The organism is Citrobacter sp. Ca225, assembly GCF_030337175.1.
Lineage (GTDB): Bacteria > Pseudomonadota > Gammaproteobacteria > Enterobacterales > Enterobacteriaceae > Citrobacter_A > Citrobacter_A amalonaticus.
This window is the reverse complement of sequence record NZ_JAOWCD010000046.1, coordinates 36769-53696: the sequence shown is the minus strand read 5'-3', so window position 1 is coordinate 53696 and position 16928 is coordinate 36769. Positions and strand designations below refer to the sequence as shown.

General features: G+C 53.4%; 12 protein-coding genes. 5 read left to right on the top strand and 7 right to left on the bottom strand.

Annotation, left to right across the window (positions count from 1 at the left end):
- Positions 1 to 11: 11 nt before the first annotated feature.
- The gene (locus tag OGW13_RS02265) at positions 12 to 3278 is read right to left on the bottom strand and encodes a DUF5107 domain-containing protein (RefSeq protein ID WP_287115561.1); all 3267 of its coding nucleotides are present in this window, start codon (positions 3276 to 3278) and stop codon (positions 12 to 14) included.
- Positions 3279 to 3391: 113 nt separating this feature from the next.
- Here OGW13_RS02265 and OGW13_RS02260 point away from each other — a divergent pair, with 113 nt between their 5' ends.
- Positions 3392 to 4585, top strand: coding sequence for an ROK family transcriptional regulator (locus OGW13_RS02260; RefSeq protein WP_287115560.1), 1194 nt, complete (start codon positions 3392 to 3394; stop codon positions 4583 to 4585).
- A gap of 75 nt (positions 4586 to 4660) precedes the next feature.
- Positions 4661 to 5083 (top strand): DoxX family protein, encoded by a 423-nt coding sequence (locus OGW13_RS02255; RefSeq protein ID WP_142765336.1) that lies wholly within the window; start codon positions 4661 to 4663, stop codon positions 5081 to 5083.
- A 48-nt stretch (positions 5084 to 5131) separates the two neighbouring features.
- Here OGW13_RS02255 and glyA read toward each other — a convergent pair whose 3' ends face one another.
- A complete protein-coding gene (gene glyA / locus OGW13_RS02250; RefSeq protein ID WP_042999800.1) occupies positions 5132 to 6385 on the bottom strand; it encodes a serine hydroxymethyltransferase in 1254 nt (417 codons plus the stop codon).
- Between the two features lie 327 nt (positions 6386 to 6712).
- Between glyA and hmpA the strand changes: the two genes are divergently transcribed.
- Entirely contained in the window at positions 6713 to 7903 is a 1191-nt protein-coding gene (gene hmpA, locus OGW13_RS02245; RefSeq protein WP_061069771.1) for an NO-inducible flavohemoprotein, read from the top strand.
- A 96-nt stretch (positions 7904 to 7999) separates the two neighbouring features.
- Here the strand turns inward: hmpA and glnB are convergent, their stop codons facing one another.
- From glnB to OGW13_RS02220, 5 genes are all read right to left on the bottom strand, one after another.
- On the bottom strand, positions 8000 to 8338 hold the full coding sequence (glnB, locus tag OGW13_RS02240) for a nitrogen regulatory protein P-II (RefSeq protein ID WP_012906673.1): 339 nt from the start codon (positions 8336 to 8338) through the stop codon (positions 8000 to 8002).
- 60 nt (positions 8339 to 8398) lie between these two features.
- The gene (gene glrR / locus OGW13_RS02235) at positions 8399 to 9733 is read right to left on the bottom strand and encodes a two-component system response regulator GlrR (RefSeq protein ID WP_086512879.1); all 1335 of its coding nucleotides are present in this window, start codon (positions 9731 to 9733) and stop codon (positions 8399 to 8401) included.
- Positions 9733 to 10464 carry a two-component system QseEF-associated lipoprotein QseG gene (gene qseG, locus OGW13_RS02230; RefSeq protein ID WP_044264932.1) on the bottom strand — a complete coding sequence of 244 codons (732 nt, stop codon included), beginning with the start codon at positions 10462 to 10464 and terminating at the stop codon, positions 9733 to 9735. The genes glrR and qseG overlap by 1 nt, the downstream gene beginning before the upstream one ends.
- 21 nt (positions 10465 to 10485) lie before the next feature.
- Entirely contained in the window at positions 10486 to 11916 is a 1431-nt protein-coding gene (qseE, locus tag OGW13_RS02225) for a two component system sensor histidine kinase QseE/GlrK (RefSeq protein WP_042999796.1), read from the bottom strand.
- A gap of 479 nt (positions 11917 to 12395) precedes the next feature.
- The gene (locus tag OGW13_RS02220) at positions 12396 to 13643 is read right to left on the bottom strand and encodes an IS1 family transposase (protein WP_054176535.1); all 1248 of its coding nucleotides are present in this window, start codon (positions 13641 to 13643) and stop codon (positions 12396 to 12398) included.
- A 133-nt stretch (positions 13644 to 13776) separates the two neighbouring features.
- Here OGW13_RS02220 and OGW13_RS02215 point away from each other — a divergent pair, with 133 nt between their 5' ends.
- Complete coding sequence (locus OGW13_RS02215) at positions 13777 to 15330, top strand: bifunctional metallophosphatase/5'-nucleotidase (protein WP_042999794.1); 1554 nt, start codon at positions 13777 to 13779, stop codon at positions 15328 to 15330.
- Positions 15331 to 15353: 23 nt separating this feature from the next.
- Positions 15354 to 16889: an aryl-sulfate sulfotransferase N-terminal domain-containing protein gene (locus OGW13_RS02210; protein ID WP_109740522.1), complete on the top strand. Its 1536-nt coding sequence runs from the start codon at positions 15354 to 15356 to the stop codon at positions 16887 to 16889.
- Positions 16890 to 16928 lie beyond the last annotated feature (39 nt).

Here is a 16928-nt window from a genome sequence, read left to right as displayed (position 1 = left end):
CGGTTCAGGGTTTAGTGCAATAACTCCAGTCTGATGACATGGCGCACAAGCAGAGCTTTGTCATGCGCCGGGTTCTGTTGCAGAAGTGCGTCAAGCGCCTGCTGGCAGGCGGATAAATCCCCAAGCCCCAGATGCCCCAACGCGGTAATAAACAGGCAGTGCTGCTGGTGCTTTGCCTCCGCCGGCGTATCGAGCACCACCAGATCCGGTAATGAGACGGCGAAGAAATCCACCTCCGGCACGTGGTCACGTTGTGATGTCACCCATTGCAGGAAGCTGCGGAAAAGTTGCTCTGCGTCGTCACGTTCACCCAGCTGTTTCAGCGCCATGCCCTGCCAGAAGAGATAGTCCACGGGCTGATCGTTGTAGTAGCGTCCGGCATCCAACGTGCTTCCGCCACGGGTGGCACGGGCAAAGTAACGATGCGCTTCGTCATGATATCCCTGACGCTGAGCGCAATAGCCCAACAGATACCAGATATCGTTATCGGTTTGTCCGGGTAAGCGCCCTTCCCCCAGGTTATGCGGATAGATCAGCGCCTGTTGTAGCAGACTGACCGCGTCGGAGAATTCCTCTTTGCCGATCGCCGCCAGCGCCCGATGCATCTGGTTCAGCAGGTACTGCCCGGTCGCTTTCCCCTCGCCCCCTTCCCAGGGGTGGAATACGCGCTCGCCAAGCACCTTCGCGGCATCATCGTAGTGGCCCAGTCCGTTCCACAGGCTGAGCAACTCCACGGTTAAATCGTCACGCTGGAACACCACCGCCTTACGCGATTCCAGCTGTTGCAGACGCTGTTCGGCAGGCGTCGCCAGGAGTTTATTGAGGTAATCCAGTTCAAACAGGAAACGGGCGTTATCAGGTTCCAGCGCCACGGCCTGTGACAAATACTGGTGTGCCTTGACGCCATCGTGCTGTTTGTTCCACGCATAAATCCCCAGCAGACGGTGCACAGGCGCAAATTCAGGCTCCTGTTGCAGGGTAAATTGCCAGCAGGTAAGCGCCTCTTCGTAGCGGCGTTTGCTGTACCAGAAGCAGCCCAACAGATAGCGGGCGTAAGCACTATGCTCCAGCGTTTGCAGCATCTGTACTTCGTCGAGGGTATTCGGGAAACGTACCCGGTTAGGCAGGCAAGCACGCGCCTGGGCGATGAACGGCTGCGGATGGTCGCTCAGCGACGCCCGCCACAGCAACGGCAGCGTTTCCTGACTGTCCAGCAGTTCCAGCAGTTCGCGGGCTGCAGCTTTTTGACCGAAAGAGAGTAGCCATCCTGCCAGTTCGCAGGCGTTAGTACCTCGGCGACCGGTAATAGTGATAAGCGCCGTTTTCGACGGTTCATCCCGGCGTATCGCCCAGCGGGCATAGTGCAGCACGTAGCTAAGCGGATAGTCATTACGCTGCTGCTCGATGTACTTCAGCGCCTCAGACGTGCGCCCCAGTTCTGCCAGTACCAGCGCTTTCAGTCCCATCGCCAGATTGTTGCTGCCGTTAAAGCGCAAACTCTGCGTTACTTTTGCCAGTGCATCTGCATGATCGCCACGCGCCATCGCAAGCCGGGCCAGTGCCCAGAAGGCCGCGTCGCGACAGTTTCCGCTCCAGCTCGCCTTGTAGTAATGATCCCAGGCCTGCTGGCAATCGCCCTGGCGCTCCCGCGCAGCGGCTAACAGCATACTGGCTTCACCATCGCGCGGGTTTTTGTTCAGGTGATGCGCCCGCGCTAATGCCGCTTTCGCGCAGCGTTCAGCTTGCGCCCAGTCAGCCTGGTTCAGCGCCAGCGTCCCCAGCGCAACGTTGTTGCGGTAATCCAGCGGATCCATTTCCAGCGCCCGGCGATAGTAATCCCCGGCGTAACGACTGGCGTGGTTGTACTGCTCCAGATGCTGACCGATAAAGTAAAGTTCATCAGTGTTAGATAATGCCTCCGGCTGTGCCGGGGCCGTTGCCGCCGAGGGCAGCGGCAAATCGTCAGCAATATGCTCTTCGTATTGCAGCAATGTCTGACCGTCGTGACGGGTGACCGTCATGGTGATCCGCGCATAGCCCGAATCGGCAAGCGTCGTTAGCCAGCTTTTCCCCGGTGCCAGCGTCAGCGTGGTTTCGAAGAAAGGCGCGCCGTCTGCACTGAGCGTCACTTGCACATCCTGCAATGGCGCAACCGCATAGACACCAACGGACAGCTGGCTTTCATCACGCACCAGTCGCAACGCCAGGTCGGTACTGGCGTTTTGCACCATTCCTAATTCACTGTATGGCAGGAAGTTCTGGACGAACACCTTCTCTTCAAAAGGTGCAAGCCAGGTGAAATCCGGCTGGTTGTCGGTAAACACCCCGGTCATTAATTCGATGTACGGGCCATTCTCATCGGTCAGGTTACGATCCCAGGCCACGCCAAAATCCCCGTAACCCCAGCTCCACTGCTTTTTCCCCGGCGAGATGTGATGATCGGCAACATGGAGCAACCCGCCGCGCTCACCGTGATGCCAAGCACCGACAAAATCATAGTCCGATTTTTCCGCCATGTACGAAGTCGGCACCGGCACATTCTTATAGCGGGAGATATCCACCCCTGCCGAGTAGTCAACTTTGTAATAGGTGCCCGTAGCGATCGGAAAAGCGGAGACATCGCGCTTGCCGTGATCGAACACCGCCGTGACATCAGGCGGGAACACGCTTTGATGATCGTCGCCGCCCTTCACCGCCGGGTTCGCCCACCATAAAAAATGACGTGGCGTGGCGTTGCCGTTGAAGACTTTACCGGTGATTTCTATCAACGCGCGATCCGGGTAGAGGGTGAATCCAGTCATCACCTGCAGACCGCGCATCGGCTCCACTTCACCCATCCAGACGGTTTGTTCGCCGTGTTCCCCTGCCCGCTGTGTAAAATCTACCGGCATAAAAGTGGTGGGGCGATGGTGCTGCGGCCAGTTAAATTCGATCCCGCCGGAGATCCACGGCCCCAACAGGCCAACCAGCGCAGGCTTCACCACTTCGTTGTAATAGACAAAATCGCGCTGCTGCACTTTGTCATACGCACGGTGAATACGCCCCCCCAGTTCGGGCAGCAGCATGACGCGGATAAAATCGTTTTCCATCCACACGGCCTGGTAATCGCGCATCTCGCGCTTGCCGGTCAGGGTGTCGATCACGCCGTAGGGGTAAACCGCACCTGAGGAGCCCTGATAAACCCGTTTTTCCAGAAACATCGGGTTCGGATCTTCCTCACCCACCGTCCAGGTCGGTAGTGAGAGGGTTTCCTGCCAGACCTTAACTGAACCGTACATGCTGCCTCCACTCAATAAACAAAAGTAAAATGTCATCTTGTGGCTATTGTGTGGCAGTTAACTGGCGGTAAAATGCGCAATGCTCACGCAATATAGTTAAGGGAGTTAAGTGTATGCAGCGTTCGGGATTCAATAACGCCCGTGTCAGACAGGCGAATAAACAGATCTTCCTGTCGCATTTGTGGCGCGAAAAGCAGCTCAGTAAATCGCAGCTGGCGCAGCTCACCGGCCTGTCGATTCCGGCGGTGAGTAACATTCTTGAAGAATTGCTGGACGAAGGACGGCTGTGCCACTCCCGTGAAACGCTGAGCCAGCGCGGGCTCAGCAACGGGAGTTTTCATCTGCCGGTACAGGGCGCGTGGACGCTGTGTATCAACGTCACCCCGACCAGTCTGACCAGCCAGCTGGCCGATGCGCGTCTGGTGGCGGTTGGCGACTGGCAGCATGAGGTGATTAACGCCGCGACGCCTGACGCGCTGCTTGCCGCAATAGCCAACCACTGGCGGCGCTGGCGTCAGCGCTATCCCGACACCACGATCAACCTCGCGCTGGGCGTCCACGGTCAGGTGGATCCGATCACCGGTGCGTCGAAAACGATGCCACAGGCGCCGTGGAAAACGCCGGTGGAAATCAAGTATCTGCTGGAGGAACGACTCGGTATACAGGTCCGCCTCGACAACGACTGCGTGATGCTGGCGCTGGCGGAAAAGTGGCAAAACCCGGCGGCCAACGAGGACTTCTGCGTGATTAACGTCGATTACGGCATTGGCTCATCGTTCGTCATTCACGACAATATCTGGCGCGGTAGCCTGTACGGCAGCGGTCAGATTGGGCATACCATTGTTAACCCCGACGGGATCGCCTGCGACTGCGGTCGTTACGGCTGTCTGGAAACCGTCGCCTCCCTGAGCGCGCTGAAAAAGCAGGCCAGAGTCTGGATGAAGGCGCAGCCAGTGCCGGGAAGGGATCCGGAAACGCTGACCACGGATTTACTGATCGACGCCTGGCGCAAGGGTGATGTACGCATTCAGGCATGGGTGGAACATGCAGCCAGCGCGATTGGTTTAAGCCTGTATAACTTTCTTAATATCCTGAATATCAACCAGATCTGGCTGTACGGACGCAGTTGCGCCTTCGGTGAATCCTGGCTCAATACGCTACGGCAACAGACGGGATTTAACCCTTTCGATCACGGCGATAACCCGCGGGCGAAAGCGACGCAAATTAGCTTTGGCACGCTGACCCGCGCCCAGCAACTGATGGGCATTGGCTATCTGTACGTGGAGTCGCAACTGAACGAAATATAAGCTTATGGCGCGAATGGCGAGCCTCGGGGTTGTGTAGTAGTTTTAAAGTACGTTACTCATGCTAATGAGCCTGCTATGAACACGTTACGTTATTTTGATTTTGGAGAATCACGCCATCTGTTTTTATTGATTGCCCGTATTGCGCTGGCAATTCTGTTTATTATTTTTGGCTTTCCGAAACTGACAGGGTTCGACGGTACCGTACAGTATATGACGTCTCTCGGTACCCCTGCGCCGATGCTTGCTGCGATCATTGCCGTTGTTATGGAGGTTCCGGCAGCGATACTGATTGTGCTGGGCTTTTTCACGCGTCCACTGGCGATTATTTTCGTTTTCTATACGCTGGGTACCGCCGTGATCGGCCATCACTTCTGGAATATGACCGGTGATGCGGTGGGACCGAATATGATTAACTTCTATAAGAATGTCAGTATCGCAGGCGGTTTCCTGCTGCTGGCACTGACGGGGCCGGGCGCGATTTCCATTGACCGGCGCTAAAAAGAAAAAAGGCCGCATCGGCGGCCTTTTGCTTGCAGCAAAACGGAATTATGCGTAAACCGGGAAGCGTGCGCAGATATCCAGAACTTTCCCTTTGATGCGCTCAATCACCGCTTCATCATTGATGTTGTCCAGCACGTCACACATCCAGCCCGCCAACTCTTTCGCTTCCGCTTCTTTAAAGCCGCGACGCGTAATGGCCGGAGAACCGATACGGATACCAGAAGTGACGAACGGGCTCTTCGGATCGTTCGGCACGCTGTTTTTGTTCACGGTGATATTGGCACGACCCAGCGCGGCGTCAGCTTCTTTACCGGTCAGGTTTTTGTCCACCAGATCCAGCAAGAACAGGTGGTTTTCAGTACCGCCGGACACCACTTTGTAGCCACGGTTCAGGAACACTTCCACCATCGCTTTGGCGTTTTTCGCAACCTGCTGCTGGTAGACTTTGAACTCTGGCTCCATCGCTTCTTTCAGTGCAACCGCTTTACCGGCAATCACGTGCATCAACGGGCCGCCCTGCGCGCTTGGGAAAACGGCAGAGTTCAGTTTTTTGTACAGCTCTTCATCACCGCCTTTCGCCAGGATCAGGCCGCCGCGCGGACCCGCCAGGGTTTTGTGGGTGGTGGTGGTCACAACGTGTGCATGCGGAACCGGGTTCGGGTAAACGCCTGCGGCAATCAGACCCGCAACGTGGGCCATATCAACGAACAGGTACGCACCGATGCTGTCAGCGATTTCACGCATTTTTGCCCAGTCAACCACGCCGGAATAAGCTGAGAAGCCACCGATGATCATTTTCGGTTTGTGCGTCTGCGCCAGTTGCGCCATCTCTTCGTAGTCAATTTTACCGGACTCATCGATACCGTAAGGTACGATGTTGTACAGTTTGCCAGAGAAGTTCACCGGAGAGCCGTGAGTCAGGTGGCCGCCTTGCGCCAGGTTCATACCCAGAACGGTATCACCGGGTTGCAGCAGCGCGGTGTAGACCGCGAAGTTAGCCTGAGAGCCGGAGTGCGGCTGTACGTTAGCGTAGTCTGCGCCAAACAGTTCTTTGGCGCGATCAATCGCCAGTTGCTCAACGATATCGACGTATTCGCAGCCGCCGTAGTAGCGCTTGCCCGGATATCCTTCAGCGTATTTGTTAGTCAGCTGAGAGCCCTGCGCCTGCATGACACGCGGACTGGTGTAGTTTTCGGAGGCGATCAGTTCGATGTGCTCTTCCTGACGTACTTTTTCCTGCTCCATAGCCTGCCACAGTTCGGCATCATAATCGGCAATGTTCATTTCACGCTTTAACATCCGCATCTCCTGACTCAGCTAACGATAGAATTTTTGGCCTTAAAAGGCGGTCCTGTTGGACAACGGGCAACAGTATAACTGAATCATTCTGTGATAACAGGTCTTGACAAAGGAATTTACGCAAACGATTACCTTCACAGGACACAAGGCTTTGCGGAATGAAGACCTTACGAATTTCAACGGATTTCTTTTCAGGTTTGTGATGCAGATTTTTCACGTTGTAACGTTTAACACGTAAAGCGTCAAAGAACCATTTACAAAGCAGGGATATTTTTTATAAGATGCATTTGACATACATCATTAAAGATTCACATAAAGGAAGACCGTATGCTTGACGCCCAAACCATCGCCACTGTAAAAGCCACCATTCCCCTGCTGGTAGAAACCGGCCCCAAACTGACCGCCCATTTTTACGATCGCATGTTCGCTCATAACCCTGAACTCAAAGAAATTTTTAACATGAGCAACCAGCGTAATGGCGATCAGCGTGAAGCCCTGTTTAATGCCATTGCCGCTTATGCCAGCAATATTGAGAATCTGCCTGCCCTGCTGCCTGCAGTTGAGAAAATCGCCCAAAAGCACACCAGCTTTCAGATAAAACCTGAGCAGTACAACATTGTCGGTACACACCTGCTGGCGACCCTCGACGAAATGTTCAGTCCAGGCCAGGACGTGCTGGATGCGTGGGGCAAAGCCTACGGCGTGTTGGCGAATGTCTTTATCAACCGCGAAGCACAAATCTACAGTGAAAACGCCCGTAAAACCGGCGGCTGGGAAGGCACGCGTCCGTTCCGGATCGTAGCGAAAACCCCGCGCAGCGCACTGATTACCAGCTTTGAACTTGAACCGGTAGACGGCGGCACCGTGGCCGAATACCAGCCTGGCCAGTATCTTGGTGTCTGGCTGAAACCGGAAGGCTTCCCGCATCAGGAGATTCGTCAGTATTCTCTGACCCGTAAAGCGGATGGTAAAAGCTACCGTATTGCCGTGAAACGTGAAGAAGGCGGTCAGGTATCAAACTGGCTGCATAACCATGCGAACATCGGCGATGTCGTGCATTTGGCCGCACCTGCTGGCGATTTCTTTATGGCGGTCACCCCGAATACGCCGGTTTCCCTGATCTCTGCTGGCGTCGGTCAAACGCCCATGCTGGCAATGCTGGATACGCTGGCAAAAGCAAACCACACCGCGCAGGTCAACTGGTTCCACGCCGCAGAAAACGGCGACGTCCATGCGTTTGCCGATGAAGTGAGTGAACTGGGTAAAATGCTGCCACGCTTTAGCGCCCACACCTGGTATCGTGAGCCAACCGAAGCCGATCGCGCGAAAGGCGCGTTTGATAGCGTTGGGCTGATGGATTTGAACAAACTGGAAGGCGCAATCAGCGATCCGGCGATGCAGTTTTATCTGTGCGGTCCGGTGGGCTTTATGCAGTTTGCCGCGAAGCAGCTTGTTGAGCTGGGTGTGAAAAACGAAAACATTCATTACGAATGCTTCGGCCCGCATAAGGTCTTGTAATGACGTCATGCCTGATGGCGCTGTGCTTATCCGGCCTATAGGATGCAGGGCCGGATAAGGCGTTTACGCCACCATCCGGCATGCGCACGGCGCGGCTTAAATTGCCGCGTCGTCTTCTTCACCGGTACGGATACGCACCACGCGCGCCACATCAAAGACGAAGATCTTACCATCGCCGATTTTGCCCGTCTGCGCTGTGCGAATAATGGTATCCACGCAGGTTTCAACGATATCGTCTGGTACGACGATTTCAATTTTCACCTTCGGCAGAAAATCCACCATGTATTCCGCGCCGCGGTACAGCTCGGTATGCCCTTTCTGACGCCCAAAGCCTTTCACTTCGGTGACGGTCATCCCGGTAATACCGACTTCAGCCAGCGCTTCACGAACATCATCGAGCTTGAAGGGTTTAATAATCGCATCAATCTTTTTCATGCTAGTCCTTGAAAAGGTCGCCTGTCTTTTAATCGGGTAAACGTAACATATTACGCAACGTTATTCTTTGAAATCGTTTGCATCCAGCTCATGGCGTGACAGGAGTTTGTAGAACTCCGTCCGGTTACGGCCCGCCATTCTTGCCGCATGCGTCACATTGCCTTTGGTGATTTGCAGCAACTTGCGCAGATAGTTCAGTTCAAACTGGTTACGCGCTTCAACAAAAGTCGGCAGCGCGGTATTTTCCCCTTCCAGCGCCTGTTCCACCAGCGCATCGCTGATAACCGGCGAAGAGGTCAGCGCCACGCACTGTTCAATCACGTTCACCAGTTGACGCACGTTGCCCGGCCAACTGGCGGTCATTAGCCGCTTCATTGCATCCGTCGAAAACGCCCGCACAAACGGCTTATGCCGCTCCGCCGACTGGCGCAGCAGATGATTTGCCAGCAGCGGAATATCTTCGGTCCGCTCCGCCAGCGCCGGGATCTTCAGACTTACCACGTTGAGGCGGTAGTATAAATCTTCACGAAACTCGCCGCGCGCCATGGCTTTCGGCAAGTCACGGTGGGTTGCCGAGATAATACGCACATCAATATCGATGTCGCGGTTGCTGCCAAGCGGTCTGACTTTGCGTTCCTGCAAGACGCGCAGCAGTTTGACCTGTAGCGGCGCGGGCATGTCGCCAATCTCGTCCAGGAACAGCGTCCCGCCTTCCGCCGCCTGAAACAGCCCCTCGCGGTTACTCACCGCGCCGGTAAACGCGCCGCGCGAGTGGCCGAATAACTCCGACTCCAGCAATTGTTCCGGTAGCGCCCCACAGTTGATGGCAATAAACGGTTTACTGCTGCGCGGGCTGGCATTGTGAATAGCCTGGGCGAAGATCTCTTTCCCGGTACCGCTCTGACCATTGATCAATACGCTGACGTCGGACTGTGCCACCATCCGCGCCTGCTCCAGCAAACGCAGCATCAGCGGGCTACGGGTAACAATCGATTCACGCCAGCTATCATCCGTGGCGGGTGCCGACTGCTCAAGCGCCTCGTCAATCGCCTGATACAGCGCATCTTTATCCACGGGTTTAGTCAGGAAGCTGAACACGCCCTTTTGCGTTGCCGCGACCGCATCCGGAATCGAACCGTGGGCGGTAAGAATGATGACCGGCATTCCCGGCTGCACCTTCTGGATCTCGCTGAACAGCTGCATGCCGTCCATCTCATCCATCCGCAGATCGCTTATCACCAGATCCACTTTTTCACGGTTCAAAACACGCAGCCCTTCTGCCCCGCTCTCTGCGGTCACCACGCTATAGCCTTCACTGGTCAGACGCATGCCCAGCAGTTTTAACAGGCCTGGATCATCATCCACGAGCAGTAAATGCGCCGGTTTACGACTCATTATGGGGTCACCTCATCTTGTGATGATTCCGGGGCTTGTCCCTCAGACTTGTCGCCGCCATGCGTCGCATCCGGATTGTAATTTCCCGCCGGTTTACGGGTGGAAAGCTGGCGCTCAATATCGGTCAGGTTCTCCAGTTTACGCGTGGTGAGATCGAGCTGTGCCTGAAGGTGCTGATGCTGCTGACGCAGCGTATCCAGATCGCCATCGGTCGTTTGCTGCAGTTTGCTGTAACGCTGGCGTTCTTCGGCGAGCTGGAGCTGTAACGACTGTCCGTCGCGCCAGACCTGATAAAGCGGGCGCACCTGCGCCGGGATCTGCGGGCTGAACGCATCCAGTCGCGAGACGTTTTCGCGACGCTCCAGCGGCGTAATTTTGGCATTCGCCAGCAAGATGCCGCGCTTAAAAGCGTTTTGCCAGCTGTCGTCACTCAGCGAGCGGGCCTCGCTGCGCGACTGCACCGGTAACAGGCGATCTGCGCAGTCAATGGCGCGCAGCCAGTAAAGAGGGTTGGTATCCGTCGATTGCCCCTGCAATGCCCAGATATCAGTACACTCAACAGACAGATAATCCGCCAGTTGATACGTCGGGAGGGCATCCTGCGGCGCATCCCCGGTGATGTGCTTCACCGCATGCGGCGTACACCCCATCAGCGCAAGGCACGGCATTCCCGCCAGGATGAACTGGCGGGAGAATAGACGTTGGAAAATGTGAGAAAAAACGTGTGGCATATTCACCAGGCTTAGCATTATTTAGTCGTTTTTCGTTGCAGATAACGGCAGTTCTATGCGGAAGCAAACCTCTTGCGCCTGTTCATCGACAAGATAGAGCTCACCCTGCATACGGCGGATACAATCTCTGGCGATACTTAGCCCCAGTCCGCTCCCTTTCACTGCCCCTTTCCGTTGATGACTTCCCTGGAAAAAAGGTTCGAAAATCATAGTTCTTTCCGCTTCAGGAATAGGAGTTCCGGTGTTGATAACATCGATATACACGGTTGATCCCTGTAAGCGGCTGCGAATACGGATGTTACCGGATTCAGCCCCATAGTGCACCGCATTGGAATAAAGATTATCCAGTACGCTCATCAGTAACATCGGCTCGGCCAGGCAGCGATCGGCCGCCAGCGCAATGTCGGTATGCATCATTTTAGCGCGAGCCGGTAGACTATGAGCGGAAACCACCATATCTACCAGCGGTTCAATCTCCACGCTTTCCATTTCAATGGCGCTATCCGCCAGTTTGCGGTTGTAATCAAGTAGTTGTTCAATCAATTTTTGTAGGTTACGGCTACTGTCATCGAGAATGCCAACCACCTCTTTTTGTTCCGGCGTCAGTGGCCCCACTACCTGGTCCGCCAGCAGTTCGGTGCCTTCACGCATGCTGGCCAGCGGGGTTTTCAACTCATGGGAGAGATGGCGCAAAAATTGATGGCGTTGAGACTCCAGCCAGGAGAGGCGCTCGCTCAACCAGATGATCCGCTGCCCAACGGAACGCAGTTCGCGCGGTCCGGTAAAGGTGACGGTATTGCCCAGCGATCGCCCTTCCCCCAGACGATTGATCATCCGCTCAATGCCCTTTACCGGCCCGATAATCATCCGCGTGAACAACAGCACCATCGCCAGACTCACCAGAAACAATACCAGCGCCTGCCAGCCGAAGAACTGTCCACGCTCGGCAATCTCTTGTTGTAGCTGCTGCCCGCGTGAAAAAACCACGGTACGCGTCGCTTGCACCATTTCGGTATTGGCGTTGGCAAATGCTTCCAGTCGCGCGGCCGCGGCGGTTTCAGGCCCACTGTTCCGGCATTGCAGTTGCGCCAGGTCGTTCAGATCCTGACGTAACGCCTGATACAGCTTATCGTCAGGCAGAACACCCGCATGGGCGTCCAGCATTTCACTGTAGCGTTTGCGCTGGCTCTGATACACCTTTGCCAGCGTAGGATCGTCAAGCACGCAATACTGACGATAGCTACGCTCCATCTCCAGGGCGGCATTGGTCATCGCCTCACTGCGACGCGCATCGATAAGGGTAGTACGGTTAGTCTGTGCCGCCTGGGCGCTAAGCGCGTTCAGGCTTTGCCACGCCTGCCAGGCGAGGACCAGCAGCGGTAACAGGATCAGCAGGAATGCCAGCGTCACCAGTTGGCGTAGTGACCGGGGAAAAACAGACCAGCGCTTCAAGGCATTACTCTCACAGGAGATGAATAGAACGATGCTAACTGAGGGAAACGCCAGATACAACAAAGCCGGGCTGAACCCGGCTTTGTTATGGAATAAGGCGGTGCCTAACTCGACGTTTCGCCCGATGGTTGATAAAGCAGCGCTATTATCAGAAGTTGGACGGCAGGCACCTTGTTGTGCGTCATTCGAAGTTTATGTAGCACGTCCCGAAGGGGCTGACATAAGAAGGTGAATGAGCCACTGGTTACTATTATGCAGTAACTATGCCAACATTCAAAACAAATTATTAACACCCTGAATTTAATTGTTTTTTATTGATAATTAATCGATTAATGCAGTGAACGACTTTCATACAAACTGTCGCCAATTAGCAACACCTTAAACGAAATGGATTTAGCCCCATAAAAATCAACAAGTTATATGTCTCTTTTTGAAGACACCCCTTGCGCGCATTTGTCGTGAATTCCCGACAGACCAAATTAACGATAGTGATTATAAAGATACGCAAGGCACACGACATGCCGGCTCAACACCTTCGGCCCTAATCCTGACTGACCCGAGGACCACGGGTGCGTATACAGCCAGCGAACAAAGACATCGCTGGCGCGCAGAGAAACCGGAGCAATGTTCCCGGCCTGCTTTTGCCCGGTTAATGAGCAGACGATCTTATCCGCTCCGCCGCAACTCCACCGCTGCCAGACATTGTTCCACCACCCAATGTTCCACCTGCCTGTCAGCCTGTACTCCGCCTCTGTCCCGGATGGCGGGTTGGCATCTTCCAGCACAAACCACAGATTCGTCGTACCACGCTGTACTTCCGCTGACCAGGCCGTAATCGCTGCGCCACGCAGCACACACTCGTGCGCCAGGTAGTGATCGGTGATAGCAGGAAACCGCCGTTTCAACCGCTGGAAATGACCGTGAATCGCGATCGCAGGGCGAAGGATACACCCGCGATCGTTGCCTTTCAGTCGCGCACTGCCATAGTGAATTTCATCAAACTGACATCTTTGCATGAACTGCATTTCCTGCCAGCGAAGGGACTCCACCGAGCACTCATGCGCCATTTGCGGCACAGGACTCGCCGAACCGGTATAAAGCAAAGAGTCACCTACCGCCTCATCACAGTAGTTAGTTGTGACCTGGAGAATATGACCAGAACAGGCATCAGCGCTGATCACCACATACAGCCGCTGTTCTGCCGCCTGTCCCTGGAAAGGCAACGCCAGAACCTTTGTCGCAACGCGTTTCACATCACGGTTAGCATGATGCGCTTGCTGCTCACACCAGTTAACCGCTTTCGCCAGCAGTCGATATTGCGTGGTTTCTGCCGCGTAATCACCCTGCTGAAGTCGCAAGAGAAACGGCTCGATGGTGCGTTCGAAACAGCGCTTCGTCTGTCGGGGAGTAAAAACCGTCCGACAAAGACGACACTGGAATCGACTATGACCTGCCTGCGTTCGCCCATAGCGAATCACGTCGCTGGCAGAGCAGTGCGGGCATTCTGTTCCGGTTGCGTCCGGTTTATTTTTTATTAACCGTGCAAACCAGTGGTTAAATTCACGCTCATTAAATAAGGGGGGCAGACTGCCACATTTCTGGCATTCCAGCGCCGCATACCCCAGACGATAAACGGGATAAAGATAGTCAGCCGCTTCCGCCACGCCGAGATTGGGGCACGACCAACTTTTACAAACATTGAGATGTATTTTGTCCTGGATTTCCATTTCACTCGACCAACTGATTTTGTCAGTCGAATAACTCTGGCGGTTATTCAGATTTACTGTCGTGAGGAGCCTCACAAAATCCAGGCAAGCGGAAACGACAATAGCACTCTCATTTATACGTTAAGGATAAACAATGAAAAAACGCTTGATTGCCTCGTTACTCATCGCTGGATATGCGGGATATGCCTGTGCACAGGATGTTACCGTCATCTATACCAATGATCTCCACGCCCACGTTGAACCGTATAAACTGCCGTATATTGCTGAAGGTAAACGGGAGATTGGCGGTTTTGCTAATATTTCCACACTGGTTAAACAGGAAAAAGCTAAAAATAAGGCGACGTTTTATTTTGATGCCGGTGATTATTTTACCGGTCCATATATAAGCAGCCTGACTAAAGGAAAAGCAATTATCGATATAATGAATACAATGTCGGTGGATGCGGCCTCTGTCGGGAATCATGAATTTGACCATGGCTGGGATAATACCCTTTTGCAGTTCAGCCAGGCGACGTTCCCTATTTTATTGGGTAACGTCTTTTTTAAGAACAGCACTCTGCCCTTCTGGAATAAACCGTACACTATTGTGGAAAAAGACGGCGTCAAAATCGGTGTCATCGGTTTGCACGGTGTGTTTGCCTTCGACGATACGGTGTCGTCAGCCATGCGCCAGGGAATTGAAGCGCGTGATGAAGTCAAGTATCTACAGCGCTATCTGGATGAGCTGCGTGGAAAAGTGGATATCACCGTCGCGTTAATGCACGAAGGCACACCGGCGCGCCAGTCCAGCATCGGCAATGCGGACGTCAGACGTGCGCTGGATAAGGATATTCAGACCGCAAAACAGGTCAAAGGCCTCGATCTTCTCATTACTGGCCATGCGCATGTTGGCACGCCAGAACCAATTAAAGTGGGCAATACCCTCATCCTCTCGACCGACAGCGGTGGCATTGATATCGGTAAACTGGTGCTGGATGTCAACACAAAAAATCATCGTCACACGGTTAAAAGCTTTGAACTGAAAACAATTTATGCGGATGAATGGAAACCCGATCCGGTCACGCAGAAGGTGATTGATGGCTGGAACAAAAAGCTCGCGGAAACCGTGAGCCAAAAAGTGGGTGAAACGCCGATTGCGTTGACCCGGGCCTATGGCGAGTCCTCATCGCTGGGTAACCTGTTTACCGATGCCATGCTGTTCGCCGCGCCTGATGCGCAACTTGCGCTGACCAATTCGGGCGGTTTACGCGCCGATCTCAATCCTGGCCCCCTCACGCTTGGCGATATTATTAGCGCCTTCCCGTTCCCTAATGAACTGACCGTGATGGATTTAACGGGTAAATCATTACGCAATCTGATGGAGCATGGGGCGTCACTGAGCAACGGCGTATTACAGATGTCGAAAGGCGCTGAAATGCGCTACGACCCGCGTAAACCGGTCGGCCAGCGCGTGACGACATTTACACTTAACGGCAAAAACATTGTCGATACGCAAACCTATCGCGTGGCAACCAACAGTTTCCTCGCGCCGGGCGGTGATGGTTTTATGGCTTTTACCGACGGTAAAAATAAGCAGGTCCGCGGCGGATATAACCTCTCCGATGCGGTGATTGATTACCTGAAAAAAGGCAACGTCATCGACCCTCAGCAAGTCAATGAAATGCGCGTAAGTGAAGTCAAACACTAATCTTATTTAATCAGGTGGATACTATGGCAATTATTTATACTGGAACAGTGCTCGCTCCGGCAAACAATCAGCTTGCTGCCTGGCTCAAGTTTCAACTGGACGTACCAGCCACATTTTCATATACCGTGTTAAAAAGGACGACAAGTCAGACAAGCGTAGACTTTTCTTTCACGTCAAGCGAGTTGATTGACGATACCACGACAGAAATTAAAATCCCGGTGATTGGCCTTTACGCTAATTATAACAACCAGGTTCAGGTCATTTTCAAAAATCAGGCGGGGAATGAAATTTTCAACAGTACGATCCAGGTTAGCACACGCGATCAAATTTATCGTGAAGCGACCATTTTTCATCTTAACATTGAGCAAAACGATCCCGCAAAATTTGCCAGTGTGTGGGGAAACAGTTGGTTAATGACAACCAATTGCGATGGTTATGACCAAAACGGTGACCTCCGCTGTTATTTCGCGCAACCTTATCGCAACCAAATGTTAAGAACGCACGATGGGTATTTTTACATAGGTAGCGACGAGGACGAACATTGGTATGGCCGTCGCTTCTTTAAAATTGATATTCTTGGCAATGAAATCCTTGAATATGATTTACGCGATAGTGATGGCAATCTTTACGCAAATACGCACGATCTAGCCTGGGATTCGGCAAATAACCTTTATATGATCGGTAACGATATACCGGATCGTTCGACATCTACAATGAGACAGGATGCCTGGATCTTAAAATTCAATGAACAGTCGGGGAAAATGATCTGGGCCAAAAATTACACTCGCGCCTTCGATAACGCCTCGATTCTGAATAATAGCCCAACCAATGATGCGCATCTTAACTCACTCTCCTGGATCCCAGCTGGCTCTGAAAACAGTGAGGCTATTATTGTCCACACCCGTTCAGCCGGGGTTACTTTTGGCGTATCGCCAGAAGATGGCCGGATTCTCTGGACAATCGATACTGGCGGTTTCAACCCACAATTCCCTGCAGATCAATCGGTTATAAATATCAGTACAACCGGAATTGGCGATAATGAAAACGGCGGCCATACCGTTTTAGTCACCAGTAATAGCGCATTTTCCAGTCTCACAGATTACAACGCAGGGAAGTTTGTCCTTTCTGTCTTTGATAACCGCTCTTGCATAACGTCTGATGGTCAGCCTGTTATCCGCCCTATCGACGCGGATGCAGACGCTGCAAAGCAGTATCAAACCCTGGAAGCTCGTGTTCTGTTTTACGCCGTTGATTTAACGGCCAGAACCATCACGAAAGCAGCAGAACCTATTTCATTGGCATCAGCCCGTGTCCCACAAGTAACGGACTTCATGGGGGCGGTTTTTGATCACAATGACAACTACACTATCTATACCAACCACGCGCGTTCTTTCTTTATCAGCGACGCCAGCGGGAATTTCATTGCAACGATTTACGATCTTATCTGTTCGCTGGATGGCTATCCGGAGTTTCCTGGAGAATGCTACCGGGCAAGGCTATTTGCCAGCAATGAACTCACCGCTCTGATCAACGTTGGGTTTGATACCGCGAACAACTGATACCGTTCAGTAAAAAAAACCCGGTGTTTATTTCACCGG